At 71.2% G+C, this 23,661-nt stretch carries 26 protein-coding genes and 1 tRNA gene; 17 read left to right on the forward strand and 10 right to left on the reverse strand.

The features are described 5' to 3' along the window. Positions 1-23 precede the first annotated feature (23 nt). Genes AC5WRL_RS14865 through AC5WRL_RS14875 form a run of 3 tightly spaced genes read right to left on the reverse strand, consistent with a single transcriptional unit; the run spans position 24 to position 3,575 of the window. Positions 24-1,040, reverse strand: coding sequence for a 3-oxoacyl-ACP synthase III family protein (locus AC5WRL_RS14865; protein WP_496088976.1), 1,017 nt, complete (start codon positions 1,038-1,040; stop codon positions 24-26). Beyond that, positions 1,037-1,639, reverse strand: a complete 603-nt coding sequence (locus AC5WRL_RS14870) for an SRPBCC family protein (protein ID WP_496088977.1) — start codon at positions 1,637-1,639, stop codon at positions 1,037-1,039. The genes AC5WRL_RS14865 and AC5WRL_RS14870 overlap by 4 nt, the downstream gene beginning before the upstream one ends. A 7-nt stretch (positions 1,640-1,646) precedes the next feature. Next, positions 1,647-3,575: a thiamine pyrophosphate-binding protein gene (locus tag AC5WRL_RS14875; RefSeq protein WP_496088978.1), complete on the reverse strand. Its 1,929-nt coding sequence runs from the start codon at positions 3,573-3,575 to the stop codon at positions 1,647-1,649. Positions 3,576-3,786: 211 nt separating this feature from the next. Between AC5WRL_RS14875 and AC5WRL_RS14880 the strand changes: the two genes are divergently transcribed. The 9 genes from AC5WRL_RS14880 (at position 3,787) to AC5WRL_RS14920 (ending at position 12,896) form a co-directional block, all read left to right on the forward strand. Then, on the forward strand, positions 3,787-4,038 hold the full coding sequence (locus AC5WRL_RS14880) for an acyl carrier protein (RefSeq protein WP_496088979.1): 252 nt from the start codon (positions 3,787-3,789) through the stop codon (positions 4,036-4,038). Further along, a complete protein-coding gene (locus tag AC5WRL_RS14885; RefSeq protein ID WP_496088980.1) occupies positions 4,035-4,934 on the forward strand; it encodes a class I SAM-dependent methyltransferase in 900 nt (299 codons plus the stop codon). Before AC5WRL_RS14880 ends, AC5WRL_RS14885 begins: the two co-directional genes overlap by 4 nt. A 5-nt stretch (positions 4,935-4,939) precedes the next feature. Then, a complete protein-coding gene (locus AC5WRL_RS14890) occupies positions 4,940-6,274 on the forward strand; it encodes an FAD-dependent oxidoreductase (RefSeq protein WP_496088981.1) in 1,335 nt (444 codons plus the stop codon). After that, positions 6,271-7,296 carry an SDR family oxidoreductase gene (locus AC5WRL_RS14895; protein WP_496088982.1) on the forward strand — a complete coding sequence of 342 codons (1,026 nt, stop codon included), beginning with the start codon at positions 6,271-6,273 and terminating at the stop codon, positions 7,294-7,296. The genes AC5WRL_RS14890 and AC5WRL_RS14895 overlap by 4 nt, the downstream gene beginning before the upstream one ends. 4 nt (positions 7,297-7,300) lie before the next feature. Continuing rightward, the gene (locus tag AC5WRL_RS14900) at positions 7,301-8,251 is read left to right on the forward strand and encodes an SDR family NAD(P)-dependent oxidoreductase (RefSeq protein ID WP_496088983.1); all 951 of its coding nucleotides are present in this window, start codon (positions 7,301-7,303) and stop codon (positions 8,249-8,251) included. A 24-nt stretch (positions 8,252-8,275) separates the two neighbouring features. Beyond that, entirely contained in the window at positions 8,276-9,283 is a 1,008-nt protein-coding gene (locus AC5WRL_RS14905; RefSeq protein ID WP_496088984.1) for an acyl-CoA desaturase, read from the forward strand. An 85-nt stretch (positions 9,284-9,368) separates the two neighbouring features. After that, complete coding sequence (locus AC5WRL_RS14910; protein WP_496088985.1) at positions 9,369-10,502, forward strand: pyridoxal phosphate-dependent aminotransferase; 1,134 nt, start codon at positions 9,369-9,371, stop codon at positions 10,500-10,502. After that, a complete protein-coding gene (locus AC5WRL_RS14915) occupies positions 10,499-12,274 on the forward strand; it encodes an acyl-CoA dehydrogenase (RefSeq protein ID WP_496088986.1) in 1,776 nt (591 codons plus the stop codon). Before AC5WRL_RS14910 ends, AC5WRL_RS14915 begins: the two co-directional genes overlap by 4 nt. Position 12,275: 1 nt before the next feature. After that, entirely contained in the window at positions 12,276-12,896 is a 621-nt protein-coding gene (locus tag AC5WRL_RS14920; protein WP_496088987.1) for a DUF6875 domain-containing protein, read from the forward strand. Between the two features lie 62 nt (positions 12,897-12,958). Here the strand turns inward: AC5WRL_RS14920 and AC5WRL_RS14925 are convergent, their stop codons facing one another. Beyond that, on the reverse strand, positions 12,959-14,188 hold the full coding sequence (locus AC5WRL_RS14925; protein ID WP_496088988.1) for an RNA-guided endonuclease InsQ/TnpB family protein: 1,230 nt from the start codon (positions 14,186-14,188) through the stop codon (positions 12,959-12,961). A gap of 29 nt (positions 14,189-14,217) precedes the next feature. Between AC5WRL_RS14925 and AC5WRL_RS14930 the strand changes: the two genes are divergently transcribed. From AC5WRL_RS14930 to AC5WRL_RS14950, 5 genes are all read left to right on the forward strand, one after another. Beyond that, positions 14,218-14,436, forward strand: a complete 219-nt coding sequence (locus tag AC5WRL_RS14930; RefSeq protein WP_496088989.1) for an Arc family DNA-binding protein — start codon at positions 14,218-14,220, stop codon at positions 14,434-14,436. Between the two features lie 51 nt (positions 14,437-14,487). Continuing rightward, positions 14,488-15,096, forward strand: coding sequence for a hemerythrin domain-containing protein (locus tag AC5WRL_RS14935; protein WP_496088990.1), 609 nt, complete (start codon positions 14,488-14,490; stop codon positions 15,094-15,096). A 123-nt stretch (positions 15,097-15,219) separates the two neighbouring features. Further along, the gene (locus AC5WRL_RS14940) at positions 15,220-15,828 is read left to right on the forward strand and encodes a lasso peptide biosynthesis B2 protein (RefSeq protein ID WP_496088991.1); all 609 of its coding nucleotides are present in this window, start codon (positions 15,220-15,222) and stop codon (positions 15,826-15,828) included. Between the two features lie 34 nt (positions 15,829-15,862). Beyond that, positions 15,863-16,207 carry a GNAT family N-acetyltransferase gene (locus AC5WRL_RS14945; protein ID WP_496089158.1) on the forward strand — a complete coding sequence of 115 codons (345 nt, stop codon included), beginning with the start codon at positions 15,863-15,865 and terminating at the stop codon, positions 16,205-16,207. A 6-nt stretch (positions 16,208-16,213) separates the two neighbouring features. Then, positions 16,214-16,393 (forward strand): GNAT family N-acetyltransferase, encoded by a 180-nt coding sequence (locus AC5WRL_RS14950; protein WP_496088992.1) that lies wholly within the window; start codon positions 16,214-16,216, stop codon positions 16,391-16,393. 16 nt (positions 16,394-16,409) lie between these two features. On the opposite strand, the gene AC5WRL_RS14955 is transcribed toward AC5WRL_RS14950, so the two are convergent. Genes AC5WRL_RS14955 through AC5WRL_RS14965 form a run of 3 tightly spaced genes read right to left on the reverse strand, consistent with a single transcriptional unit; the run spans position 16,410 to position 17,433 of the window. Beyond that, positions 16,410-16,781 (reverse strand): hypothetical protein, encoded by a 372-nt coding sequence (locus tag AC5WRL_RS14955; RefSeq protein ID WP_496088993.1) that lies wholly within the window; start codon positions 16,779-16,781, stop codon positions 16,410-16,412. A 5-nt stretch (positions 16,782-16,786) separates the two neighbouring features. Further along, on the reverse strand, positions 16,787-16,990 hold the full coding sequence (locus AC5WRL_RS14960) for a hypothetical protein (RefSeq protein WP_496088994.1): 204 nt from the start codon (positions 16,988-16,990) through the stop codon (positions 16,787-16,789). 14 nt (positions 16,991-17,004) lie between these two features. Then, a complete protein-coding gene (locus tag AC5WRL_RS14965; RefSeq protein WP_496088995.1) occupies positions 17,005-17,433 on the reverse strand; it encodes an ATP-binding protein in 429 nt (142 codons plus the stop codon). Between the two features lie 231 nt (positions 17,434-17,664). On the opposite strand from AC5WRL_RS14965, the gene AC5WRL_RS14970 reads away from it, so the two are divergent. Beyond that, the gene (locus tag AC5WRL_RS14970) at positions 17,665-18,537 is read left to right on the forward strand and encodes a helix-turn-helix domain-containing protein (RefSeq protein ID WP_496089159.1); all 873 of its coding nucleotides are present in this window, start codon (positions 17,665-17,667) and stop codon (positions 18,535-18,537) included. After that, a complete protein-coding gene (locus tag AC5WRL_RS14975) occupies positions 18,534-18,746 on the forward strand; it encodes a DUF397 domain-containing protein (RefSeq protein WP_496088996.1) in 213 nt (70 codons plus the stop codon). The genes AC5WRL_RS14970 and AC5WRL_RS14975 overlap by 4 nt, the downstream gene beginning before the upstream one ends. Positions 18,747-18,816: 70 nt before the next feature. On the opposite strand, the gene AC5WRL_RS14980 is transcribed toward AC5WRL_RS14975, so the two are convergent. The 3 genes from AC5WRL_RS14980 to AC5WRL_RS14990 all read right to left on the reverse strand — a co-directional run bounded on the left by AC5WRL_RS14980 (position 18,817) and on the right by AC5WRL_RS14990 (position 21,750). Further along, positions 18,817-19,551, reverse strand: a complete 735-nt coding sequence (locus AC5WRL_RS14980; RefSeq protein ID WP_496088997.1) for an RDD family protein — start codon at positions 19,549-19,551, stop codon at positions 18,817-18,819. A gap of 86 nt (positions 19,552-19,637) precedes the next feature. Beyond that, a complete protein-coding gene (locus tag AC5WRL_RS14985; RefSeq protein WP_496088998.1) occupies positions 19,638-21,557 on the reverse strand; it encodes a heavy metal translocating P-type ATPase in 1,920 nt (639 codons plus the stop codon). Between the two features lie 120 nt (positions 21,558-21,677). Further along, positions 21,678-21,750, reverse strand: a tRNA-Arg gene (locus AC5WRL_RS14990). A gap of 246 nt (positions 21,751-21,996) precedes the next feature. Between AC5WRL_RS14990 and AC5WRL_RS14995 the strand changes: the two genes are divergently transcribed. Then, positions 21,997-23,637 carry an ATP-binding protein gene (locus tag AC5WRL_RS14995; RefSeq protein WP_496088999.1) on the forward strand — a complete coding sequence of 547 codons (1,641 nt, stop codon included), beginning with the start codon at positions 21,997-21,999 and terminating at the stop codon, positions 23,635-23,637. Positions 23,638-23,661: the final 24 nt, after the last annotated feature.

Consider the following 23,661-nt stretch of genomic DNA (forward strand, 5'->3'; position numbering starts at 1 on the left):
CCGGACCATCACGCCCCGCACCATCACGCCCCGGCCCGCCACCGCAGGGCCGCCGCCCCGGCGAAGTCCCCGGCGTGCGCGAACCCCGCCAGCATCACCAGCGAGCCGTCCGCGATCCGCCCCTCCCGCACCCCGTGGTCGAACGTCACCGGAACCCCCGCGCCGAACAGATTCCCGAACCGGTCGTAGGTATCCAGATGCCGCTCCGGCTTGATGTCGAGCCGCTCCTGCCACTTCCGCAGAAACACCCGGTTGGGCTGGTTGGTGATCAGGGTGTCCAGATCCGCCGGTTCGATGTCGAGCCGGTCGCACACCGCCCGTACCATCTCGGGCACCAGCCGGTTGCCGCGCTCGACGATGTCGGCCACCTTGCCCGGCGTGAACCCGACATGCACCTGGGAGGTGCCGGCCTCCCAGTACTTGCGCCCGTCGCTCAGCGTCAGCCCGCAGTCCTTGGCGTACTCACCGAGGTTGCGGGTCTCGACGGCGAGGATCGGGGATTCCTCGGAGGCGGCCACGTACCCGACCCCGCAGCCGTCCCCCGGCACCACCGCCTCCGGCAGTTTGCGCACCTCCGACTGGGTCATCACATTGCCGGCGCAGTTCTGCACATTGCACAGCAGCGCGGCGCGCGCCTGCCCGCTGCCGATCAGTGCCCGCGCCAGCCGCAGCATGTGGATGAACGAGGCACAGCCGCCGTTGTGCGCGTCCAGCACCCAGCCGGGGCGCAGCCCGAGCCGGTGGGTGATCTCGGCGCCGGATCCGGTGATCGGCAGATCGGGCAGCAGGACGTTGGTGATCACCAGGTCGATCTGCGCCGCCTCGCGCGGGCCGATCCGGTCCAGCAGCACCCGGCCCGCCTGCTCGATCATGTCGGCGGCGCTCTCGTCGCGGCTGACATGGTGCCGGAAGGCGGGCGCGCCGAACATGGTGCTGTCGGCGAGCGGGCTGTCCTGCTCCCGGTGGTCGAGGAAGTACTGGGTGGGCACCTGGCGGGGCGGGAGGTACGAGGCGACCTCCAGCAGGCTGACGGTCCTCACGCGGCGGCGCCCGAGCCGTGCCGGTGCTCCAGGATCTTCTTCAGGTTCTGGAGTTCGAGCGCGTGGGCGGCGCCGAAGATGTCCCAGAAGTCGCCGACCCAGGGCCGCTCGGGGACGGGGGCCAGCTCGGGGAACGGGTTCTTGTCGTAGTACGGGTGCCGGCTGTTGGTCCACAGCACCACGGAGCCGGGCTTGCCGAGCACGGTCCGCGCGTCGACGATCCGGTGCAGATACACCATCCACAGCTCCTCGCCCTGGTCCCAGGCGCAGTGCATGTCGACGGTACGGGCGGCCGGGTCGGCCTCGACGCGCATGAAGATCCTGGTGTCCGGGTGGGCGAGCGGGTCGCGGCCCTCGTACAGCCCGGGCTTGCCCCGCACGGGGCGGAAGGCGCGGGTGCTGTAGGTGAACTCGTCCAGGTGGTGGATGTCGCTGAGGTAGTCGTAGACGGCCTGCGGCGGGGCGTCGATGTACTCCTCGACGGTCACGAAGGGGGAGGCGGTGTCGCGGGTGTAGGTGGTGGCCAGGCCGATGGCCCGGTCCTGCGGGGTGTTCTCGATCCGGATGAGGCCGGGGATGTCGTCGATGCTGCTGGACATGGCGGTCCTAACTGTTGGTGTGGAGCGGCTGAGAAGGCTGAGAAGGCTGGGAGGGCTGGAACGGCCGGAACGGCGGTACCTGGCGCGGGTCGACATCGATGGAGATCACCACGGGGCGGTCGGTGGCCGGCGCGGCCAGCGCCCGGTCCAGCTCGGCCGCGTCGGCGGCGTGCTGGGCGCGGACGCCGGGGAACAGGGCGCCGACCCCGGCGCCGATGTGGGCGGGCCGGAAGAGGTTGAAGGTGTAGTCGCCGGAGAAGAACACCTGCTCGCGGGTGTGGCACATGGCGTGGGCGTTGTTGTTGACGATGAGGAAGGTGATCGGCAGCCCGAGTTCGGCGGCGGTGTGGATCTCCATGCCGTGCATGTAGAAGGCGCCGTCGCCCGCGACGACGTAGGTCGGCGCCCCGGTGGCGAGCGCGGCCCCGATCCCGGCCCCGAAGCTGTGCCCCATGCCGCCCATCCCGAGCGCGGTGATGAACCGCCCGCGGCGGGGGGCGGCCACCTGATGCACGGTGGTGGCCCCGGTATTGCCGGCGTCGACGACGAGATTGGCGTCCTCGGGGAGCCGGCGCCCGAGCACGGCGAGCGCGGCGGGCAGATCGAGGGGGGTGACGGGAGCGGAGACAGCGGTCACCGATGCCCCGGCCCCGGCCCCGGCCCCGGCAGTCGTCATCACGGCGGATACGGAGCCGACGCCATGGGCCGCCGCGCGTGGCCGGTCGCCGTTGGCCGACGCGGGCGTTTCGCGTGGGCCGGGGTCCGGTGATGGGCGCGACGCCGCCGTCGCGAGTGCGGTCAGTTCGGCCGCGATGGGGCCGGTCAGGCGGATCAGGGCGGGGTGGCCGTGCGGCAGCAGCGGCTCCGTGCCGCCGTCCACGCTGATCACCGGGACGCCCTTCAACCGCTCGCGCCACGCACCGCCGGCCATCTGGGAGAGCCGGTCGCCGGCCAGCACGACGGCCGACGCCTCCGCGATCCGGCGGTCCGTCTCCGGCACCCCGGACGGGCCGAGGACCCCCAGGTAGCGGGGATGGGTGTTGTCGAAGACATCCTTGGCGTCCGGCGCGACGGCCACGAAGGCGTCCAACGCCTCGCTCAGCCGGGCCAGTTCGGCCCGCGCGTCGGCCCGGATCACCCCCGTCCCGGCCAGTACGACCACGCCGCTGCCCCCGTCGGCGGCGACGGGTCCGGTGCTATCGGCGTCCTTCCGCGCCTCGGTCGCCTCGGTCGCCTCGTTCGCTCCGGTCGGCACTGCCGGCCGACCGGCACCGCCGCCCGCCGGCCCGGCCGCGCGGGCCGCCGTCAGGGCCCGGTTCGCCTCCGCGCGTACCGCCGCCGGGGACAGGGGCACCTGCGGTGCCCGTACTCTCCCCGGCGGCGGCCACGCGTCGATCAGTGACTGCTGTACGTCCTTCGGCAGCAGCAGGACCGCCGGCCCCGGGGCGGCGAGGGCCGCCGCCAGCGCCCGCGGCAGCAGCGTGACGATCTCCGCCGGCTCGCTCACCCGCGCGCAGAACACGCCGATCTCCGCGAACAGCCGCTCCGCGTCCATCGTGCCGGCCGCGCCCGATGTCTCCTGGAAGGAGCCGGTGCCGTCAAGTGCCGCCGGGGGCTGGCCGATCAGGGCCAGCGCCGGGACCTGTGAGGCGCGCAGCTCGGCGAGCCCGGGCACCAGGTTCATCGCCCCGGCCCCCGAGGTGGCCGCGACCACCGCCGGGCGGCCCGCCGCCCGGTGGTAGCCGTCGGCCATCGTCGCCGCCGAGAACTCGTGTTTGGCCACCAGCGCCCGCAACGGCGCCCCGGCCCGCTGGGCCGCGTGGATCGCGTCGTAGAGATCCTCGATATTGGCTCCGTCCACTCCGAAGACATCGTGCAGTTCCTGCCGGCGCAGAAAATCGACGAGGTAATCGACCGTGCGCGATGAGTGACCCATGGTGGTGGCCCGTTCCCGAGAGAGGTCGTGGTGCGGGGGTCCGGCCTTTCTATGCGCCCGGCCAACGGCCCGCCACCCGCAGCAACTTGTCACCCCCGTCGCCGCCCGCCGCTGGCAGATTGCTGCTAGCCGTTTGTCATCCCGTACCCGAGTGCCGCCGACCTAGGGTGTGAGCCCTCATCCACCGGAAAAGCAAGCAGGGGGTTCCCCGATGGTCACCGTTTCCATGGTCTGCGACCTGATGGCGAAGAAGCTCGGCGGCAAGGCGGCCCAGCTCACCCTCGACGCCGATACCGAATTCGAGACCGTCGGCCTTTCCAGTCTCCAGATCGCCGACATCGTCTATGCCATCGAGGATGAGGTGGGCATCGAATTCGACCCGGGCCAGGCGGCCAATGTGAAAACCGTCGGCGACCTCGTCGAACTGGCCCGCGCCACCGAGCTCGGCGGCGTCGAGGCATGAGCGCCCCCGCCACCGCCGTACCCAACCAGGGCGCCACCGCCGAGGCCATCCAGCACCACTACGACGTCTCGGACGACTTCTACGCCCTGTGGCTCGACACCTCCCTCACCTACACCTGCGCCCTGTACCGGCAGTCCGCCGACCCCGCCGAGACCCTGGAGCGGGCCCAGCGCCGCAAGCTGGACCACCTCATCGAGGAGGCCAGGGCCGGCACCGCCCGCCGGGTGCTGGACATCGGCTGCGGCTGGGGCAGCCTGCTGCGCCGGCTCGTGCAGGTGCACGAGGTGCCGCACGCCGTCGGTCTCACCCTCAGCGCCACCCAGGCCGCCCGGGTACGGGAGCAGGCCCCGCCCGGCGTGGAGGTGCGGCTCGAACCCTGGCAGGAGCACCGGCCGCAGCACGCCGGCGGCTATGACGCGATCATCTCCATCGGCGCCTTCGAGCACTTCGCCGCGCCCGGCCTGCCGCGCGCCGGACGGGTGGCCGCCTACCGCGAGTTCTTCGAGCGCTGCGCCGGCTGGCTGCCGCCGGGCGGCCGGCTCGCGCTCCAGACGAATGTCAAGGGAAACAACGTGGTCATGGACCGGCGCACCGTCCGGGACCAGCTCTTCATCATGGACATGATTTTCCCGGAGTCCGAGATTCCCGCCCTCTCCGAGGTCATCCACGGCGCCGAGCGGCAATTCGACGTCATCTCGCTCCGCAACGACGCCCCGCACTACAGCCGCACCCTGCGCGAATGGCACCGCCGGCTGGTCGCCCGCCGCACCGAGGCCGTCGCCCTCGTCGGGCCGGAGACCACCGCGCATTACGAGCGCTATCTCAGCTCGGCCGCCGACCATTTCGACAAACGCCATCTCGGCCTGGCCCGTATCACCTTCGAAAAGGTCAGGTGAGCCGGATGCGGCCGAAACTCGACGGCCTGAAAAAGGTGGTGTACTGGCATGAGACCGAACAGGCCGCGCCGGGCCCGCCACTGCGCGAGAACATCGACTGCGATGTCGCCGTCGTCGGCGGCGGCTATGCCGGGCTGTGGACCGCCCACTTCCTCAAGCAGGCCGAACCCGCCCTCGACATCCACATCGTGGAGGCCGAACACTCCGGCTACGGCGCGTCCGGCCGCGCCGACGGCTTTGTCACCCCCACCATCGGCAAGGACATCCAGGCCCTCGTCGAACGGTTCGGCGAGCGCCGCACCGCCGAAGCCTCCCAGGCGGTCGGCCGCTCCATCCTGGAGATCGGCCGCTTCCTGCGCCGCAACAAGATCGACGCCGACTACGAGGCCAACGACTACCTGCTCGCCGCCACCAGCCCCGCCCAACTGCGCCGGCTGGCCCACGACCGCGCCCTGGTCGCCCGGCTGAGCGGCGGCGCCGCACCCGAACTGCTCAGCGCCCGCGCCGCCCAGGGGATCATCGGCTCCCCGGCCCTCACCGGCGCGCTGCGCACCGGAGGCGCGCTGATCAACCCGTACAAGCTCGCCCGCGGCCTGGCCCGGGTGGTGCGCGAGCAGGGCGTCGTCATCCACGACCGCACCCCGGCGCTGCGCGTCCACCCCGGCGTCCGGCCCACCGTGCACACCCCGGGCGGGCGGATCACCGCCGACAAGGTCGTCCTGACCGCCAACGCCCACCAGTTCACCTTCCCCGGCTTCCGCGACAAGGTGCTGCCGGTGTGGAGTTACGCGCTGGTGAGCGACCCGCTCAGCGACGTGCAGCTGGGCCGGATCGGCTGGGCGGGGCGCGAGGGCCTGGTGGAGGCCAAGACATTCCTCACCTGCGCCCGCCTCACCGCCGACAACCGGGTGCTGTGGGCCGGCGGCCCGGTGCTGTACTTCACCGGCCGCGATCTGCGCCGCCGCCGGATGAACGAGCCACGCGCCTACCGGCAACTGCTGACGGACTTCCGGCGGTTCTTCCCGATGTGGGACGACGTACGGTTCCGGTACGCGTACGGCGGCGCCATCGACATCACCCGCGACTTCGCCCCGCACTTCGGCTCGCTGCCCGGCAATGTGCTGTACGGGTACGGCTTCTGCGGCAACGGCATCTCCGCCACCCACACCGGCGGCAAGGTGCTGCGCGATCTGATCCTCGGCAGGGACTCCGACTTCACCCGGCTGCTGTACGTCGACGGCCCGGGGCGCCGACAGCCGTCGTTCCCGCCCGAGCCGCTGCTGTCGGCCGGGGTACGCGGAGTGAGCCGGCTGCTGGAGTGGCGGGAGGGACGCGGATGACCGCCACCGCCCGCCCCACCGTGCTGCTGACCGGCGCCGGCGGCGTCGTCGGGCAGTCCCTGCTGCGCGAGCCCACCACCGTACGGCTGATTGCCGCCGCCCGTGGCCCCATCGACGCCGGCCGCGCCGAGCGGGTGATTCACTGCGACCTCACCCGGGACCGGTTCGGCCTCGACGCCCACGCCTACCGGGCGCTGGCCGCCGAGATCGATGTGGTGATCCACTCGGCCGGGCTCACCGAATGGGGCCTGCCCGCCGAACGCTACGCGCCGGTCAACATCGAAGGCACCCGCCGCGTCGCCGAGTTCGCCGAAGCGGCCGGCGCGCCCGTGCACTTCATGTCCACGGCGTTCGTCGCCGCGCTGCTCCCCGGCGCGACCGCCCCGCTGCCCGACACCAACATCACCAAGCCGTACGTCCGATCCAAGCTCACCGCCGAACAACTGCTGGCCAAGAGCGGCATCCTGCACACCGTCTTCCGCCCCACCAACCTCATCGGCGACTCCCGCACCGGCTGGACCTCCCGCCCCCAGGTCGTGCAGCTGCTCTCCGACTGGATGTGCCGGGGCCGCGCCCCGTTCATCCTCGCCCACCCCGGCAACCGCACCGACATCGTGCCGCAGGACCTGCTCTCCAAGGCCGTGCTGCGCGCCATCGAACAGGACGTGAACGAGGGCGAGTTCTGGGTGACCCACGGCCCCGAGGCGATGGACATGGCGACCACCCTCGCCGTCTGCGCCCAGCACGCCGCGACCGCGCTGGGCCGCACCCTGCCGCCCGTACCCATCGAGCACCCGGACAGCGAACGGGGCCGCGACCTGTCCGGCCTCGCCCCGCTGACCCGCTCGTATCTGTCCGTGCTGCGCGACGTCAGCGAGGTCACCATGGCCTCCGGCGGCGTCCTGCCCACCTCCATGCCCGAACTGCGCGCCCGCTTCGCGCTGCCCGTCGTCAGCGACACCGACGCGTACCTGCGCACCCTGCGCCACGCCTCGGCGCCGCCGCCCCCGGAAGGGAGCTGACCCCATGTCAGATGAGACCGGAGCCGCAACCGGAGCGGCGAAGGGCTGGCAGCCGCCCGAACTGGCCGGCACCGTCGCCGTGGTGACCGGCGCCAGCCGTGGCGTGGGACGCGGCATCGCGCTCGCGCTCGGCGCGGCCGGCGCCACCGTCTACGTCACCGGCCGCAGTTCACGCACCGGCGCCCGCACCGAGGGACTGCCCGGCACCGTCGAGGACGTCGCCGAGGAGATCACCGAACGCGGCGGCACCGGCATCGCGGTGCGCTGCGACCACACCGTGGACGCCGACAACCAGGCCCTCGCCGACCGGGTACGGGGCGACGGCCACGGCCGGCTCGACCTCCTCGTCAACAACGCCTGGGCCGGCTACGAACGCTCCGCCGAGGTACGGTTCGACGCCCCGTTCTGGCAACAGCCCCTGTGGCGCTACGACCTGTGCGCCGCGTCGCTGCGCGCCCAGTACGACGTCACCCGCCTCCTCGTCCCCCTGATGCTGCCGCGCAAGGCCGGCCTGGTCATCGGCATCGGCTTCACCGACGGCGAAACCTACCTCGGTCAGGCCGCGTACGACGTCTTCAAGCACGGCTCCGACCGCCTGGGCCGCGCCTTCGCCGCCGACCTGCGCAAGCACGGCGTCACCGCCCTCGCCCTGCACCCCGGGTTCGTGCGCACCGAGCGGGTCGAGGCCGCCTGGGAGGCGCTGAGCAGCGGGCCCGCCGCCGTACTGCACTCCGTGGAGTACGTGGGCCGCGCCGTCGCCGAACTGGCCGCCGACCCCGCTGTCGCCGAGCGGGCCGGCACCGTCCTCACCACCGGGGAACTGGCGCAGGAGTACGGCTTCGACGACATCGACGGCCGCCGGCCGCCCGCCTTCCGCCTGGAGGGCCGGATGACGCTCGCCACCCGCATGGACCGGCTCAACCGCGTGGTCGCGGCGGCCAGGACCAGTAGCTGACCCGACCGAGAAAGGCAACTGCCCATGGACGGCAAGGAACACCGCTGGTTCATCCTGGCGGCGTCCATCATCCCCGTACTCGGGATCATCGCCGCGATGATCCTGCTCTGGAACCGCGTCTTCGGCCGGAGCGACCTCGCCGCCCTCGTGATCATGTACGTGATCTGCGGGTTCGGCGTCTCCACCGGCTACCACCGGATGCTCACTCACCGCTCCTTCGAGACGTACAGGCCGATCCGCTACACCCTGGCCACCTGGGGCGCCATGGCCGGCCAGGGCCCGCCCATCATCTGGGCCGCCCACCACCGCCGGCACCACCGCGTCGCCGACAAGGAAGGCGACCCGCACAGCCCCCACCTGGGCTTCGAACCCGGCATCAAGGGCACGCTGGCCGGCGTCTGGCACGCGCACCTGGGCTGGCTCTTCGACACCGGGCTCACCTCCGACCCGCTGCGCTACTGCCCCGACCTCACCCGCGAGAAGCCGCTGCGCTGGATCAGCGAGAACTTCGTCCTCGTCGTCCTGGCGGGCATCGCCCTCCCCGGCCTGCTCGGCCTGGCCTTCACCGGCGGCACCCTCAGCGGCTTCCTCACCGGCATGCTGTGGGGCGGCCTGGTGCGGCTGTTCCTCGTCAACCACCTCACCTACGCCGTGAACTCCATCGGCCATGTCTTCGGCCGCCGCCGCTTCACCACCACCGACGAGTCCCGCAACGTCGCCTGGCTCGCCATCCCGTCCTTCGGCGAGGCGTGGCACAACAACCACCACGCCTTCCCGCGCTCCGCCCGGCACGGGATGCGGTGGTACGAGGTGGACATCAGCGCCGTCTTCATCTGGTCGCTGGAGAAGACCCGGCTCGCCTGGAAGGTGGTCCGCATCGACACCGAGCGGCTGACCCTGCGCGAGGCCGGGATCTCCAGGGTGAGCGCGGCCGGCGCCGACCGGCAGACGCTGCTGGAGAGCCAGCAGCAGATCGTCCCGCTGGCGGAGCGCTCGGCCGACGCCAAGCCCTCCCTGGTGGACGTCGAGTAGCCACCGGCCACCGTCCGGCCGCGCCGGTGCCACCGACCCGGGCGGCCGGACGGTACATCCCCCCAGCCCAGGGAGACCCAGCACGATGAGCGAAGCAGCCTCCTTCTTCCAGTCCGCCGCCGATCCCGCCGCCGATCCCGACGCCGACGCCGACACCGGTGGCGATGACGGCGAGCGCCCGCACTGGCTGCGCCTGCATCTGAACGAGACCCCCTACGGCCCGCCGCCCGGCGCCACCGAAGCCGTACGGGAGGAGGCCGCCGACCACCTGCCGCACTACCCGGACCCGGCCGCCCGTACGCTGCGCGCCGCGCTGGCACGACACTTCGCCGTCGATCCGGCGATGCTCACCGTCGGCAACGGCGTCGACGAACTGCTCCTGCTCACCACCCTCACCTTCGCCGCCGGCCCGGCCGCCGAAGTCACCTGCACCGAACGGACCTTCCCCGGCTACGCCGAGGCGGCCCGCGCGGCGGGCGCCCGGATCCGGGCCCTGCCCCTGACGGCGGGACACGGCGTCCCCGGCGCGGCGGTGGCGGACGCCCTCACCGACGGCACTGACCTGGCCTTCGTCTGCAACCCACTGAACCCGGCCGGCACGGTGCTGGACGCGGCGGACGTGGAGACCCTGCTGACCTCGGCGGAACGGGCGCCCGGCACGCTGCTCTTCGACGAGGCGTATCTGGACTTCGCCGGCCCGGCACACGACCACGCCCTGGCACGGGTACGCGCCGGCGCCCCCGCCCTGCTCACCCGCACCTTCTCCAAGGCATGGGGCCTGGCCGCCGTCCGGCTCGGCGTGCTCATCGGCCCGCCCGACCGCATCGCCCGCGTCGAACGCACCGCCCGCGCCCTCCCGTTCCGGGTCGGCCGCCCCGCCCAGCGCGCCGTGCTCGCCGCCCTGGCCCGACCCGGCCACCTGGACCGGGTGCGCGGCGAAACCGCCCGCGCCCGGGAGCACTTGATCAAGTCCCTGGACACCATCGGGGTGCCAGCCACCCCCTCCGCCGCCAACTTCGTGATGGCCGAGCTGCCGGACGGTGCCGACAGCACCCGGACCGCCGCCCGGCTGGCCGCCGAACACCGCGTCCTGGTACGCGATCTGACTCTGCTCGGACTGCCGGGCCGGCTGCGGATCACCGTGGGCACGGTCCCCCAGGTCGAACGGGCGGTCGCCGCACTCGCCGCCGTCCTGAGCACCATGGAGCAACCGTCATGAGCCACTACCGCCCGAATGTCCGTGACATCGAGTTCACGCTCTTCGAAGTCCTGGGCCGGGGCGAGGTGTACGGGACGGGCCCGTACGCCGACGCCGACGAGGACACCGCGCGCACCCTGCTCGCCGAGGTCGCCCGGCTGGCCGTCGACGAGCTGGCCGACGCCACGGTGGCCGCCGACCGTACCCCGCCCGAGTACCACCCCCTCGACCACGCGGTCACGCTGCCGGACGTCTTCGCCAAGGCGTACCGCACCTGGATGGACACCGGGTGGCACCGGCTGTGGCTGCCGCCCGAGCTGGGCGGCACCCGGGTGGCGCCCTCGCTCCAGTGGGCGGTCACCGAACTCGTGATGGGCGCCAACCCCGCCCTGCACATGTACCAGTCCTTCGGGGGGTTCGCCGCCGTGCTGCACGCCCTGGGCACCGAGCCGCAGCGCCGGCTCGCCCGGACGATGGTGGAGCGCGCGTGGGGCGGCACCATGGTGCTGACCGAGGCCGACGCGGGCAGCGACGTCGGCGCGCTGCGCACCCGCGCCGTGCCGCGGCCGGACGGCAGCTGGCACATCGAGGGCGTCAAGCGCTTCATCACCTCCGGCGAACACGATCTCGCCGACAACATCGTGCACTTCGTGCTCGCCCGCCCCGAGGGGCACGGTCCGGGCACCAAGGGCCTGTCGATGTTCGTGGTGCCCAAGTACCGGGTGACCGACTGGAGTACGGGCGAACTGGGCGCCCGCAACGGCGTCCGGGCCACCGCGCTGGAACGGAAAATGGGCCTCAAAGCCTCCGCGACCGTCGAGCTGACCTTCGGCGCGGACGAACCGGCGGTCGGCCACCTGGTGGGCGAGAAGCACGACGGCATCCGGCAGATGTTCACCATCCTCGAACACGCCCGGATGATGGTCGGCACCAAGGCCATCGCCACCCTCTCCAGCGGCCACCGGCACGCCGTGGCGTACGCGAAGGAACGCCTTCAGGGCGCGGACCTCACCCGGGCCACCGACAAAAGCGCCCCCCGCGTCCCGATCATCCGCCACCCCGAGATCCGCCGCTCACTGCTCACCCAGAAGGCGTACGCGGAGGGCCTGCGCGCGCTGGTGCTGTATACGGCGTGCGCCCAGGACGACGGCAACCGGGCACTGAGCGATCTGCTGCTGCCGCTGGTGAAGGGCTATGGCGCCGAACGCTCCTGGGAGCAGCTCAGCGCGGCCCTCCAGATCTTCGGCGGCGCCGGCTATCTGGCGGACCACCCGCTGGAGCAGTATCTGCGCGACGCCCGGATCGACAGCTTGTATGAGGGCACCACCGCGATCCAGGGCATGGACTTCTTCTTCCGCAAGATCGCCCGCGACCAGGGCACGGCACTGACGGCACTGCTGACCGAGATACGGCAGTTCGCACGTTCGGAAGGAGGAAGCGGCGAACTGCTCGAAGCGGCAACGGCATTGCAGAAGATGACCGAAACGCTGGGCACCCACCTCCTCGCCGGCTTCGAAACCCCCGAGGCCCTGTACGAGGTGGGCCGCAACACCACCCGCCTGCTGATGGCGGCCGGCGACGTGGTGACGGGCTGGCTGCTGCTGCGCGGAGCGGCGGTGGCGACGGAGAAGTTGCGGAGCGCCGTGCGCGGCGGCGACCGGGCGTTCTACGAGGGCAAGATCGCCGCCGCCTCGGTCTTCGCCCATGACGTCCTTCCGCTCGTCGCGGCCCAGCTGCACACGGTGGCCCGCCCCGATGAGCGCCTGATGGCCCTCCCCGAGGAGGCGTTCTGAGATGCTGCTGCCCCTGACCCCCGAGCAGGAGGCGGTGCTGTCCGGCTGGCTCACCGGCTATGTGACCGCACCCCATCCCGAGCTGGGCCGCGAGGGCCCGGTCTGCCCCTTCGTGGCCCCGTCGATCCGCTCCGAGGCGCTGCACAGCGCGCGCTACCGGTGGCATCCGGGCGATGGGCTGCCGGCGATGTCACGCCTCATCCACGCCGCGATGAACGCCTTCGAACAGCGCTTCGCCGCCCACCCCACGTCCCTGGACAGCCTGATCGTGGTCTTCGACGGCCTGGAGCGGCGCGACTGGCGGCTGATCGACGATGTCTACGAAGAGGTGAAGGACGAGGCGGTGGCGCGTGGCCTGATGCTCGGCCAGATGCACCCCGAGTGCGACGCCCGGGCCGCCCGCAACCCGCTCTTCCCCGCCAACCGCTCGCCGCTGCCCCAGATGGTGGTGCGCCGGATGGCGTTCCACGACATCCTGTTCCTCCACCACCGCCCCGACTGGTTCGCCAAGTACCAGGAGAAATACGGCCACTTGTACCGCACTCCGGCGAAGGTGGACCCGACTTACGTCCGCCTGTTCGACGCCGGAGCCCTGGTGGCGGCCGGCGGCAGCCTGGTTTGAATCCTCCCTTGGCCTGAGGGGAGGGTGGCTCCACCCTTCAGGGCTGATCGGGGATTTCTAGCTCACGCTGCCAAGTGGGGCAGCGCCCCACCTGGGCTTCCGCGATCAGCACTAGCCGGGTTGAGACCAGCCCGGTCCAGCATCACCCGAGCGGAGTTCTTGTCCCTGGGGGACACAGCTCCGCACGCGGTGCAGGAGTAGGTACGTTCCGAGAGGGGTAGTGCGTGCTTGGCTCTCGCTCCGCACTGTGCGCAATCCATGGTGGTGTGCGCGGGGCGCACCAGGTGCACGGCACGATCGTGCTTGCGCCCCATCTCCATCAGGGCCGTCTTCGTCGCGGAAATCGCCGCGTCAGCGGCCTTGCGGGCCATCGTGGACTTTGCGAGAAACTTCGGACGGAAGTCCTCGACAGCCAGGGCGTCATGGTCGCGGACGACAGATTTTGCCCATTTGCGGCCGGTGTCCTGGCGCTGGCGGGCAACCTTCTTGTGCAGCTTCGCCGTCTGGCGCTTCGCGGTCTGGTAGCCCTTCGATCCTGGCTTGCCCTTCGGGGGCTTCCGACGGGCCATCATCCGCTGATATCGGGCGAGTTTGGCCGCCGACTTCCTGGCGTGCTGGGCGTGGGGGAGGTCGTGGGCGTCGGATGTTGTGGTCGCGGTCGTCTTGACGCCCCAGTCGATGCCGATCACGCGGCCGGTTCCGGGCAGCGGCTCGATCCTGACAGGAACCACGAAGGAGCAGTACCAGTGTCCGACGCTGTCCTGATAAACGCGTACGCTGGACGGGTCGGCTGGAAGGTTTCGCGACCACACCACAGTCAGCGCGATGCCGCCCGCCACGTGCAATTTCCCGTTCTTCAGCCGGAAGCCACGTTTCGTGTAGTTCAGGGACGGCAGGGCATCGCGCTTCCTCTTGTACTTCGGCATCCCGGCCCGCCGCTGCATTGGCAGCCGTCCCATGGCATCCTTCTGCGCCTTGGCGCGGGACCTGGCGAAGTCCCGGATCAACTGCTGCTGCGGAACCGAGTTCCCCTCACGCAGCCAGGCGTTCTTCGCACGGGCTTCGGTCAGCATCTTGTCGAGCTGCGCTGGCCCGCACGTGCGCTTGTTCGTCCCTTCAGGGCGGCTCTTGTTCCACAGGTGCGTCTGCTTCGACTTGGCGCAGCACTCGTTCCATACCCACCGGAGCCGGTCCCACTCCGCAGTGAGACCCACAAGGGCTGTGGACGACACACGAAGCCGGAAAGTCCACCGGGCGTGCCCGGAGTTTCCCGCCTGATGAAGTGTCGCCATGTAACCACTTTAGCACTAGGCTGAACGACATGGATCAAGAAGTACGCATCACACTGCGCCTCCCTGAGAACACCCACGCCCAACTTGCCGCGCACGCCAAGCGTGAGCGACGGTCCCTCAACTCTGAGATGGTCTACATGCTGGAGGCTGGCCTCCGCGCCACCGGGGTGGATATCGAATCGCCCAGCGGTAATTCGGCTCCTCTCGCCCCGCCACGTGGGAAGCCGAGTTCGTGCCCACATGAATGAGTGTGGGTGCTTCCTTCGGCCATCAGGTGACCTACGACGAAAGGCAACGGAATGCTGACCATGGTCCTCGCCCACCGCGCGATGCTGCGCGACCTGGACCGGATCGCCCGCACCGCCACGGCCCTGGCGAAGGCCCCGGACCTGGACCGTACCCGGGCCCTGGCGGCGTACGCCCGCCGGCTGACGGAGTTGATCCACCATCATCACGAGGGTGAGGACGAGGTGTTGTGGCCAATGCTGCGCGAGCGCGGCGCGGATGAGGAGGCACTGGCCCTGCTCCAGTCGGAACACGCTGCCCTGGAAGGCAAACTTACCGCCTTCGCCAAGGCGATCGAGTCCCTGTCCCTGGACGGCACCGGCGCCGGGGCGCTGTCCGAGGCGGCCACCGCCGTACGGGAGCTGCTGGCCGTCCACACGGCCGACGAGGAACGCGAACTGGCCGGCCGGCTGGCCCCGGTCCTGGACGCGAAACTCTGGTCGCGCTTCGAGAAGTCCATGGTGAAGACCGCCGCCCGCTGGACCCTGACCTTCATGCCCCCCTGGCTGGCCTCGGTGGCGGAGGACTCCGAACGCGCTGGCATCCCCGCCAAACCGGTGGCAGCCCTGATGCGCTCCCGCCTGGAACGCCGCCAACGCGCGGCCTTCGGCGACCAGTTCTGACGAACCGAGCAGCTACTTCTTCATAGAGCGACCTGCCCCCGATACGTACGTGCCATCGAATTCGGGCACGTCCTGGTTCTCATCAACTACCGCACCGGCCGCGCGCAATGCCTCCTGCCTCCGGTGTCCACCCGCTGGCATGCCGCGGCCCGCACGGGAGTCCTCGACCCGATCGCTGCCGGGCCTGTCCGGCAGCTGCTTGTTCTCGGGCTGCTCACCCCCACCGACCACCCCACGCGGTGGCCCGCCCCGATCTCCGTCGCTCCGGCCGGTGCCAGCTGGGGGAGCACCGAACACCACGCCGGTATCAGCCGTCCGTCCCGGACTCCGCTCGGCGCCACCCTTGCGGCCGGTGCGGCGCTCGCCATGGTGTTCGCCGCCACCCCGGGTGAATCCGGCATGCGGCAGGCCATCACCATACTCACCAAGGCATCCGAACGATGCGACCGGCCGGCCACACAGGCCCAGGCCACCGCCGCCGTGCGCGCCGTCCGGCGGGCTGGCTGGTACTCCCCAGGCCGTACCGCATGCCTGGAAGAATCCGCCGCCGCCGTACTCCTGCTCGCCGCCCGGCACCGCCGGGTGCGCTGGTGCCATGGGATCGCGTCAGACCCCGTATGCCTCCATGCATGGGTGCAGACTATGGACGGCGCCAACGTCGCCGAGCCCGACTCGACCCGCGCCTACACACCCGTACTGACCATCGGAGACCGCCATCACCACCCCCGTTGACCCGATCCTGTGGCTGCGCAACGAGACGTGTGGCCTGGGCCCCTACCGCGCCGACCTGGCGGAGACCTACTGGCGGTGGGAGCAGGACCCGGCGCTGCTGGTCGGCTATGGGCGCCCGGCCCCGGAGTCCTTGGAAGCGCGGATTGAAGGGATAGCCCGGCAACTGCGCGGGGAGAACATCCGCTTCACCATCTACGACCTCACGGGCGACGAGCCCGTCCCGGCCGGTGTCGCCACTCTGCTGCCCGATCACAGTGTCCGCACCGCCGAGTACGTCGTGATGCTCGCACCCGAAGCCAGGGGGCGAGGCCTTGGCAGCGCCGCCACGGAACTCGCCCTGGATTACGCCTTCCACGTCACCAACCTGCGGATGGTCTGACTCAGCGTGCTGGCGCCGAACGCGGCGGCTGTCCGCGCCTACCAGAAGGCCGGTTTCCGGCAGGCGAGGACGCTGCGGCAAGCCGGGTACTGGCTGGGTCGGGTGTGCGACGAGGTCATCATGGACGCGGTGGCCACGGAGTTCAGCGGACCTTCCGTCATCGCCGATCCGGCCCCACACCCATGACACCACCTGCATCACGTCAGCGAACCGTCCACCAGGCGCTGGCCACGCTCGCGACGAGGGAGGTCACGCCCAGCACGGTGATGGTGGCGAACGCCCGATCCGCGGCCGTCCGGGTGGCGGCGGTGGCGGGCGGGGCGGGCGGGCGAGAGACTCCGGTTCCGTGCTGGGTCGGCCCGCAAAGGCCGTCGTAGTCCCCTTGGACGAATTCCCGCAGGGTCCGCAGGCAGGAACCACAGGCCCGCACCCCCCGCGCCCGCCCGTGCGCGACCACGGCCCCGGCCCAGACCACCGGTACGTCCTCGGCCCGGCACATCGAGCAACTGCCCGTCTGTGCCCACCCGGTGAACTCCTCGGCGTGCAGCCAGGCGAGCGGTGTGGGAACGGTCATGCGCGTCACCCTTCCTGTGCGCTGTCGACGGTCCGGGTGACGGTGAGAAGCCGCCCACTGCTGAGGGGCAGCCTGCCGCCCCGGATGAAGTGCAGCCGCCGCCCGTTGTGCAGCACGGTCACCGATTCGACCTTCTCCAGCTGGCCGCCGACGTCGATCCGGTCCCAGGGCCGAACCCGCTCCACCGTCACACTGAGTGTCACCCGCACCCATTTCGGCTCCCTCACTCCGCCTCCCCGAACAGGTCGCACGAAAACCAGATGATCTTGCCGTCGCAATGGCCGGTGCGCTCGTATCCGAACCCGGTCGCCATTTCCCGCAGCAGCCAGAGACCTCGCCCGCCTTCCGCGTCCCAGCCGGGCGCCGAGCCGATGACCGGCATGGCCGTCGAACGGTCAAAGACCTGCACCGTCACCTCGTCCCCGATCCGCACGATCCGCAGATAGCAACGCCGCTCCGCCACATGCCGGATGACATTCGACACAAGCTCACTCACCCCCAACCGCACCAACTCCACAGCGGACGCCGACCCACCCCACCCCCGCACCACCTCGGCGGCTTCCCGCCGACACGACTCGATGCCCACCGCGTCCGCCATTAACGACTGCCCGTACACGTTGCGGCTGTACGCCGCTTGCAAGGAACTCGGCATGACACCTCCAGCGCTTGGCAGCTCAGGGGGAAGTGGCGCGATCAGCTGTCAGATTCGGTGCCGACCAACGCTGTTGCCAGCTTAGGATGCCGGACGTCTTGGATGGGTTGCAAGATATGGAACCCATAAGAACAAGCGAACGAACCTCTTTGCTATCGACTTGTGCACCGGCAACTGGGCAGACTTCACCTTGTACTTCACTGATGCACCTTGGAGGTGTTGGACAGCACCATGCCGAACCAGCGCGCAGTACCCACCCTTCGCCGTAGGCGACTTGGCGAGGCCCTTCGCAAGTACCGGAACGCGGCCCGGATGAGCATGGAGACCGCGTCGACGGCGCTGGGCTGGGACGAGAGCAAGATGTCCCGGATTGAGAACGCGAAGGCCAGGATGCCTCCGCAGTCGGTCGCGCCCCTGCTGGAGATGTACGGGGTGACGGACCGCACCGTCATCGAGCCGTTGGAGGACCTGGCCCGGGACGCCGGCAAGCAGGGCTGGTGGCAGGGGTACGGAGAGGTCGTCGGTTCCGGCTACAAGGACTATCTGACGCTGGAATCGGACGCCGAGACCACTCGCATCTACTCGCCGGATCTGATCCCAGGTCTGTTGCAGACCGCCGGCTATGCCCGTGAGATCATCGCGGCAACCGCCATCACCCGTTCGCCGGAGGAGGTCGCCGCGCTCGCCGAAGTCCGCCGGGCTCGGCAGGCCATCCTGACGGCCCGACCGGGTGGCAGCCCGCTCAATCTCTGGGCCGTGATCCATGAGGCCGTCCTGCATCAGCGCATCGCGGGACGCTCCAATCTGATGCGCGAGCAGCTCAGAAACCTGCTGGACATGGGCGAACTGCCCAACGTCACCATCCAGATCATGCCGCTGACGGCCACCCCGCACCCCGGCATGCTGGGGCTCTTCGAGATTGTGCGGTTCCCGAAACCTTGGCCGACCATCGTCAATCTCGAAAACATCCGAGGCGGCTATTTTGTAGAGGGGACCGACGACGTGGCGGTGTTCGAAACCGCCTTTGAACGCGTCGTCGCGACCGCTCTGTCCGTGGACGACTCACGGGAGCTCATCGAAACCACTATGAAGGACAAGACATGAACGCAGGCGATCTGTATGCCTTCGACCTCGGCGACGCCGCTTGGTACACGTCGTCGTTCAGTAACGGCGGGGAGCAGTGTGTCGAGGTCGCCGGCCTGCCGGGCGGCATCGCCGTCCGGGACTCGAAGGACCCGGCCAAGGGAATCCTGCGCTGCCCGGCCAGCCAGTGGGGTTCCTTCTGCCAGGCCGTGAACGAGGGCGCGCTCTAGCTCGGTCTCCACGCAGGGAAGGCCCTCCTCACCCGCTGGTGAGGAGGGCCTTCGCGTTACGCCGCCCGGATCAGGCCGATGGCGGGGTGGGAGGGGGTGCTTCGGTCTGCTGCTTCGGTTGCTGTTCCTCCCCGGACGGGTCGCGTCGCCAGGTGCCGGAGAGCCGGGTCCAGGTGGTTGTGAGCTGGAAGGCGTTGGTGACGGTGGTGCCGGCCGGGCGGTCGGCGAGGGAGCGGCGGGGGCCCACCAGGGCGAGGAGCGCGCTGGTGAGGAAGACGGCCACCGCGAGGATCCAGCACAGGACGGACAGGCCGATCGCGCCGCCGACCAGCAGGCAGCAGGCCAGGGAGTACCAGCCCACGTCGACCAGGGTGCCCGACGCGGCGCGGACCGCTGACGCCCGGGTGCCGATCCGGCCGCCGTCCCGGCGCCGTACCACGCGCAGCGCCAGCAGGGCCTGTCCCGGGGTGCGGCCCATCAGGGCCAGTGCCGTGAACCGGTAGAGGAAGGTGAGCACGACCAGCGCGGCGAACGCCTGCCAGACGGCGCGGACCGAGGACCGCCACAGGGACATTCCCACGCCCTGCCCCGCGTCCACCACATCGCCGTTGGAGGTGATCACCTGCCAGGCGGACACCCCGACCAGGCCGGGCACATCGGTGACCTTGGCGCTGATCCGGCTGAACGTCACCCAGCTGAGGAACGCGACGAGCGCCAGGATCACGGTGAAGTCCAGCAGCCAGGCGCTCAGTCGGCGGGTGTGTCCGGCCTTGGCCGGTGGTGTGGTGGGTATCTGCGTCGCCATGGTTCCCCCGAGGCATTTTTTGTCATGTCAGCCACAGTATTGTACGGCCCCGGGGGTCAACATCCGGCGGTTCGTGGGAAGTTGGCCTAAGGCAGGCGCTGGGTGGCGCGGCGCCAGGCGGATTCCCTCAGGAGGCGGAGGCCGTTGAGGCCGACCAGGACCGTGGAGCCTTCGTGGCCGGCCACGCCCAGGGGGAGGGGGAGGTGGCCGACCAGGTCCCAGGTGACCAGGACGGCGATGAACGTGCCGGCGATCACCAGGTTCTGGAGGACCAGCCGTCGGGCGCGGTGGGCGAGGTCCAGGACGGCGGGGATGGTGGCGAGTTCGTCGCGGACCACGATCGCGTCGGCGGTCTCCAGGGCGAGGTCAGAGCCGGCCCGGCCCATCGCCACGCCGGTGTGGGCGGCGGCCAGGGCCGGGGCGTCGTTCACGCCGTCGCCGACCAGCAGGACCTTGCGGCCGGCCTGTTCCCACTCGCGTACGGCGGCGGCCTTGTCCTGCGGCAGCAGCCCGGCGCGTACCTCGGTGATGCCGACCTCGGCGGCCAGCCGGCGGGCGGCTGCGTCGTTGTCGCCCGTGAGCAGGACGGGGGAGCGGCCGGTGTGGGCGGTGAGTGCCGCCACGGTGGCGGCGGCGTCGGGGCGGGGGCGGTCGGCCAGGGAGATGAACCCGACGAGGGTGCCGTCCCGCAGGACCGCCACCACGGTGTGGCCCGATGGCTCGGGATGGGCCGTGCCGGGCGGGAGGATCCGTGCCGGGGTGCCGACCCGCACCTGCTGGCCCTTGACCGTCGCGGTGACTCCGGTGCCGGGGGCCGAGGCGAAGGCGGTGGCTTCGGCGAGGACCAGGCCGCGCTCGTGGGCCGCCGCGGTGATGGCGTGGGCCAGGGGGTGTTCGCTGGGGTGTTCCGCCGATGCCGCCAGGGTGAGGAGGGTGTCCTCGTCGAGGCCGCTGTCCGGGCGGACGTCCACGGCGGTCACGCGCGGGGTGCCTTCGGTCAGGGTGCCGGTCTTGTCAAGGGCGACGGCGTCGATCTGGGCGAGGCGTTCCATCACGACGGCCGATTTGGCGAGCACGCCGTGCCGGCCCGCGTTGGCGATGGCCGACAGCAGCGGCGGCATGGTGGCCAGGACGACGGCGCACGGGGAGGCCACGATCATGAAGGTCATGGCGCGCAGCAGGGTGTCGTTCAGGGTGGCGCCGAGGGCGAGCGGGATCAGGAACAGCGCGAGGGTGGCGGTGACCATCGTCCAGGAGTAGCGCTGTTCGATCTTCTCGATGAAGAGCTGGGTGGGGGCCTTGGTCTCCGAGGCTTCGGCCACCATCTTCACGATCCGCGCGATGACGGAGTCGGCCGGATCGCGGGTGACGCGCACCCGCAGCGCGCCGGTGCCGTTGACCGTACCGGCGAACACCTCGTCACCCGGCCGTTTGGCGGCGGGGAGCGGTTCGCCGGTGATGGTGGCCTGGTCGACCTCGCTCTCGCCGGCCAGGACCTGGCCGTCCGCGCCGACGCGTTCGCCGGGGCGGACCAGGATGGTGTCGCCGATGGCGAGGGTGTCGGCGGGTACGGTCTCCTCGCGCGCGCCGCCCGGGCCGGCCGGGCTGCCCGGGCAGCCCGGCAGCAGGCGGGTGGCGGTGGCCGGGGCGAGGTCGAGGAGGCCGCGTACGGATTCGGCGGTGCGGTGGGTGGCGATCGCCTCCAGCGCGCCGGAGGTGGCGAAGATGACGATGAGCAGCGCGCCGTCGAGCACCTGGCCGATGGCGGCGGCGCCGAGGGCGGCCACGACCATGAGCAGGTCCACGTCGAGGGTTTTCTCGCGCAGCGCCTTCAGCCCTTCCCAGCCGGGTTCCCAGCCGCCGCACACATAGGTGGCGGCGTACAGCGGTCCCCAGGTCCAGGCGGGGGCGTCGAGGAGGTGCAGGGGCAGTGCGAGGAGGAAGAGCAGCAGGGCGGCGAGCGCCCAGCGCGCCTCGGGAAGCCGCACGTACGCAGACGTGAACATGTATTCATGTATAGCAGAGAGATGAGCGCTGTCCCGATGGTGGCCGCGGGTGGCCGCACGGCGGCACGCGGCGGCACACGGTGGACGGAGGGGCTGAAAGAGCAGATCAGATGATGTGCGCGCCCCGGGCAGGACTCGAACCTGCGGCCAAGTGCTTAGAAGGCACCTGCTCTATCCACTGAGCTACCGGGGCATGAGCTCCATCACGGCCCGGGACGGATGCCCTCGCTGACCTCGACGCACAGGATAGAGCGTCGCGAGGTTCGCCCCGGATGCTTCACGGCGACGCCGTCGTGTGGAGATCCAGTGAAGCAGCCCCGATAATCGCAGGCGAGTGCGATGCGCGCAGCGATTTCGCGGGCTCGCGCGAGGGGTGTTGCGCACTCGTTATGCCACAGCGCCGGGTTTGCCGCCCGGAATCGGGCGCGTTCGGGCGAATATGCTTTGGAAACCGCGTGAAATTGGGCATTCTTCGCATGTGGCGATCTTGGACGCACGGCCCGAACTGCTCGAAGCGCTGACCGTACTGCGGGAGCGCCTCGCTGCCGCGTGCTTCCCGCTGGAGCTGCCAGGCGCCCCGCGGGCGCGGCGCTCGCGCGCGGAACTGCTGGCCCAGCTCGACGGATATCTGCTGCCCAGGCTGCGCCGCCCCGACGCCCCGCTGCTCGCCGTGATCGGCGGCTCCACCGGGGCCGGCAAATCCACCCTCGTGAACTCCCTCATCGGCCGCCCGGTCACCGAAGCCGGCGTGCTGCGCCCCACCACCCGCACCCCGGTCCTGGTCTGCCACCCGGACGACCGGCACTGGTTCGCCGGCGACCGCGTACTGCCCCAGCTCGACCGGGGAAGCGGCGAACTCACCATGGAGACCACCCGCACCCTGCCCCCCGGCATCGCCCTCCTCGACGCCCCCGACATCGACTCCCTCGTGGCCGGCCAGCGCGACCTCGCCGCCGACCTGCTGTGCGCCGCCGACATCTGGATCCTCGTCACCACCGCCTCCCGCTACGCCGACGCCCTCCCCTGGCACCTGCTGCGCAGCGCCCAGGAGTACGACGTGACGCTGGCCACCGTGCTCGACCGCGTCCCGCACCAGATCGCCGCCGAGGTCTCCCGGCACTACGCCGCCCTGCTGGAGAGAGCCGGCCTCGACCACATCCCGCGCTTCACCGTGCCCGAACTGCCCGAGTCCGCCGCCGGCGGCAACGGGCTGCTGCCCCGCACCGCCGTGGCCGCGCTCCGCGAATGGCTCGCACACCAGGCCCAGAGCCCCGCCGCCCGCTCCCAGGCCGCCGCCCGCACCGCCACCGGGGCACTGACCGCGCTCAAAGGCTCGGTCGCCGCCCTCGCCTCCGCCGCGGCCGGCCAGTACGCCACCGCCGTCCGCCTCGACCAACAGTTGCAGAACGCCTATAAGGAGTCCGTCAAGAGAGTGCGCCAGTGCCTGACCACGGGCGGCGTCCTCACCGGCGCCGCCCGCGCCCACTGGGCCGCCTTCCCCGAGGACACCAGCAGCTCCGAACTCCTCGACGCCCTCACCGACGCGCTCACCGCCCTGCTCACCGAGGCCGTCGCCGCCGCCGACGAACACACCACCGCCGCCTGGCGCCGCGAGCGGGGCGCCCCGCCCGGCGGCTGCGACACCCCCGACGAGGTACGCGAGCGGGTCGGCGTCCGGGTACGACGGCTGCGCCGCTGCCTGGAGGAACTCGCCGACGAGGCCCGCGCCGCGTCCGGCGGCCACTCCGGGCCGGTCATCGGCGAACGCGGCGGCCCCGCCCGGGTCAAGACCGGCGACGACGGCGAACTCGCCGCCCTGCTCACCGCCGGCCTCCTCGGCGGAAAAGAAGCCCAGATCGCCCAGCACACCCTCGCCGGCGTCCTGGGCACCCTCGCCGCCAACCGGATGCGCGACAACGGCCGCCGCATGCTCGGCGACTGCGTCGACCAGGTCCTCGGCGAGGAACGCGACCGGCGCGGCGCCCCCCTGCACCACCTCGGCATCACCGCGGGCCCCCAGGTCGAGCTGATCGCCGCCCTCTCCACCCTCCAGGCGGAACGGCTGCGCACCGCCGCCTGACCGCCGCCCGCCCCCACCCCATCC

The organism is Streptomyces sp. NTD107, assembly GCF_059510435.1.

Coding starts and splice junctions, on each gene's coding strand:
- AC5WRL_RS14900 (WP_496088983.1), top strand. CDS start 7,301: ATGTCAGATGAGACCGGAGCCGCAACCGGAGCGGCGAAGGGCTGGCAG.
- AC5WRL_RS14995 (WP_496088999.1), top strand. CDS start 21,997: ATGCTTTGGAAACCGCGTGAAATTGGGCATTCTTCGCATGTGGCGATC.
- AC5WRL_RS14910 (WP_496088985.1), top strand. CDS start 9,369: ATGAGCGAAGCAGCCTCCTTCTTCCAGTCCGCCGCCGATCCCGCCGCC.
- AC5WRL_RS14885 (WP_496088980.1), top strand. CDS start 4,035: ATGAGCGCCCCCGCCACCGCCGTACCCAACCAGGGCGCCACCGCCGAG.
- AC5WRL_RS14870 (WP_496088977.1), bottom strand. CDS start 1,639: ATGTCCAGCAGCATCGACGACATCCCCGGCCTCATCCGGATCGAGAAC.
- AC5WRL_RS14920 (WP_496088987.1), top strand. CDS start 12,276: ATGCTGCTGCCCCTGACCCCCGAGCAGGAGGCGGTGCTGTCCGGCTGG.
- AC5WRL_RS14890 (WP_496088981.1), top strand. CDS start 4,940: ATGCGGCCGAAACTCGACGGCCTGAAAAAGGTGGTGTACTGGCATGAG.
- AC5WRL_RS14905 (WP_496088984.1), top strand. CDS start 8,276: ATGGACGGCAAGGAACACCGCTGGTTCATCCTGGCGGCGTCCATCATC.
- AC5WRL_RS14880 (WP_496088979.1), top strand. CDS start 3,787: ATGGTCACCGTTTCCATGGTCTGCGACCTGATGGCGAAGAAGCTCGGC.
- AC5WRL_RS14935 (WP_496088990.1), top strand. CDS start 14,488: ATGCTGACCATGGTCCTCGCCCACCGCGCGATGCTGCGCGACCTGGAC.
- AC5WRL_RS14965 (WP_496088995.1), bottom strand. CDS start 17,433: ATGCCGAGTTCCTTGCAAGCGGCGTACAGCCGCAACGTGTACGGGCAG.
- AC5WRL_RS14955 (WP_496088993.1), bottom strand. CDS start 16,781: ATGACCGTTCCCACACCGCTCGCCTGGCTGCACGCCGAGGAGTTCACC.
- AC5WRL_RS14915 (WP_496088986.1), top strand. CDS start 10,499: ATGAGCCACTACCGCCCGAATGTCCGTGACATCGAGTTCACGCTCTTC.
- AC5WRL_RS14975 (WP_496088996.1), top strand. CDS start 18,534: ATGAACGCAGGCGATCTGTATGCCTTCGACCTCGGCGACGCCGCTTGG.
- AC5WRL_RS14980 (WP_496088997.1), bottom strand. CDS start 19,551: ATGGCGACGCAGATACCCACCACACCACCGGCCAAGGCCGGACACACC.
- AC5WRL_RS14875 (WP_496088978.1), bottom strand. CDS start 3,575: ATGGGTCACTCATCGCGCACGGTCGATTACCTCGTCGATTTTCTGCGC.
- AC5WRL_RS14930 (WP_496088989.1), top strand. CDS start 14,218: ATGGATCAAGAAGTACGCATCACACTGCGCCTCCCTGAGAACACCCAC.
- AC5WRL_RS14970 (WP_496089159.1), top strand. CDS start 17,665: ATGCCGAACCAGCGCGCAGTACCCACCCTTCGCCGTAGGCGACTTGGC.
- AC5WRL_RS14925 (WP_496088988.1), bottom strand. CDS start 14,188: ATGGCGACACTTCATCAGGCGGGAAACTCCGGGCACGCCCGGTGGACT.
- AC5WRL_RS14895 (WP_496088982.1), top strand. CDS start 6,271: ATGACCGCCACCGCCCGCCCCACCGTGCTGCTGACCGGCGCCGGCGGC.
- AC5WRL_RS14985 (WP_496088998.1), bottom strand. CDS start 21,557: ATGTTCACGTCTGCGTACGTGCGGCTTCCCGAGGCGCGCTGGGCGCTC.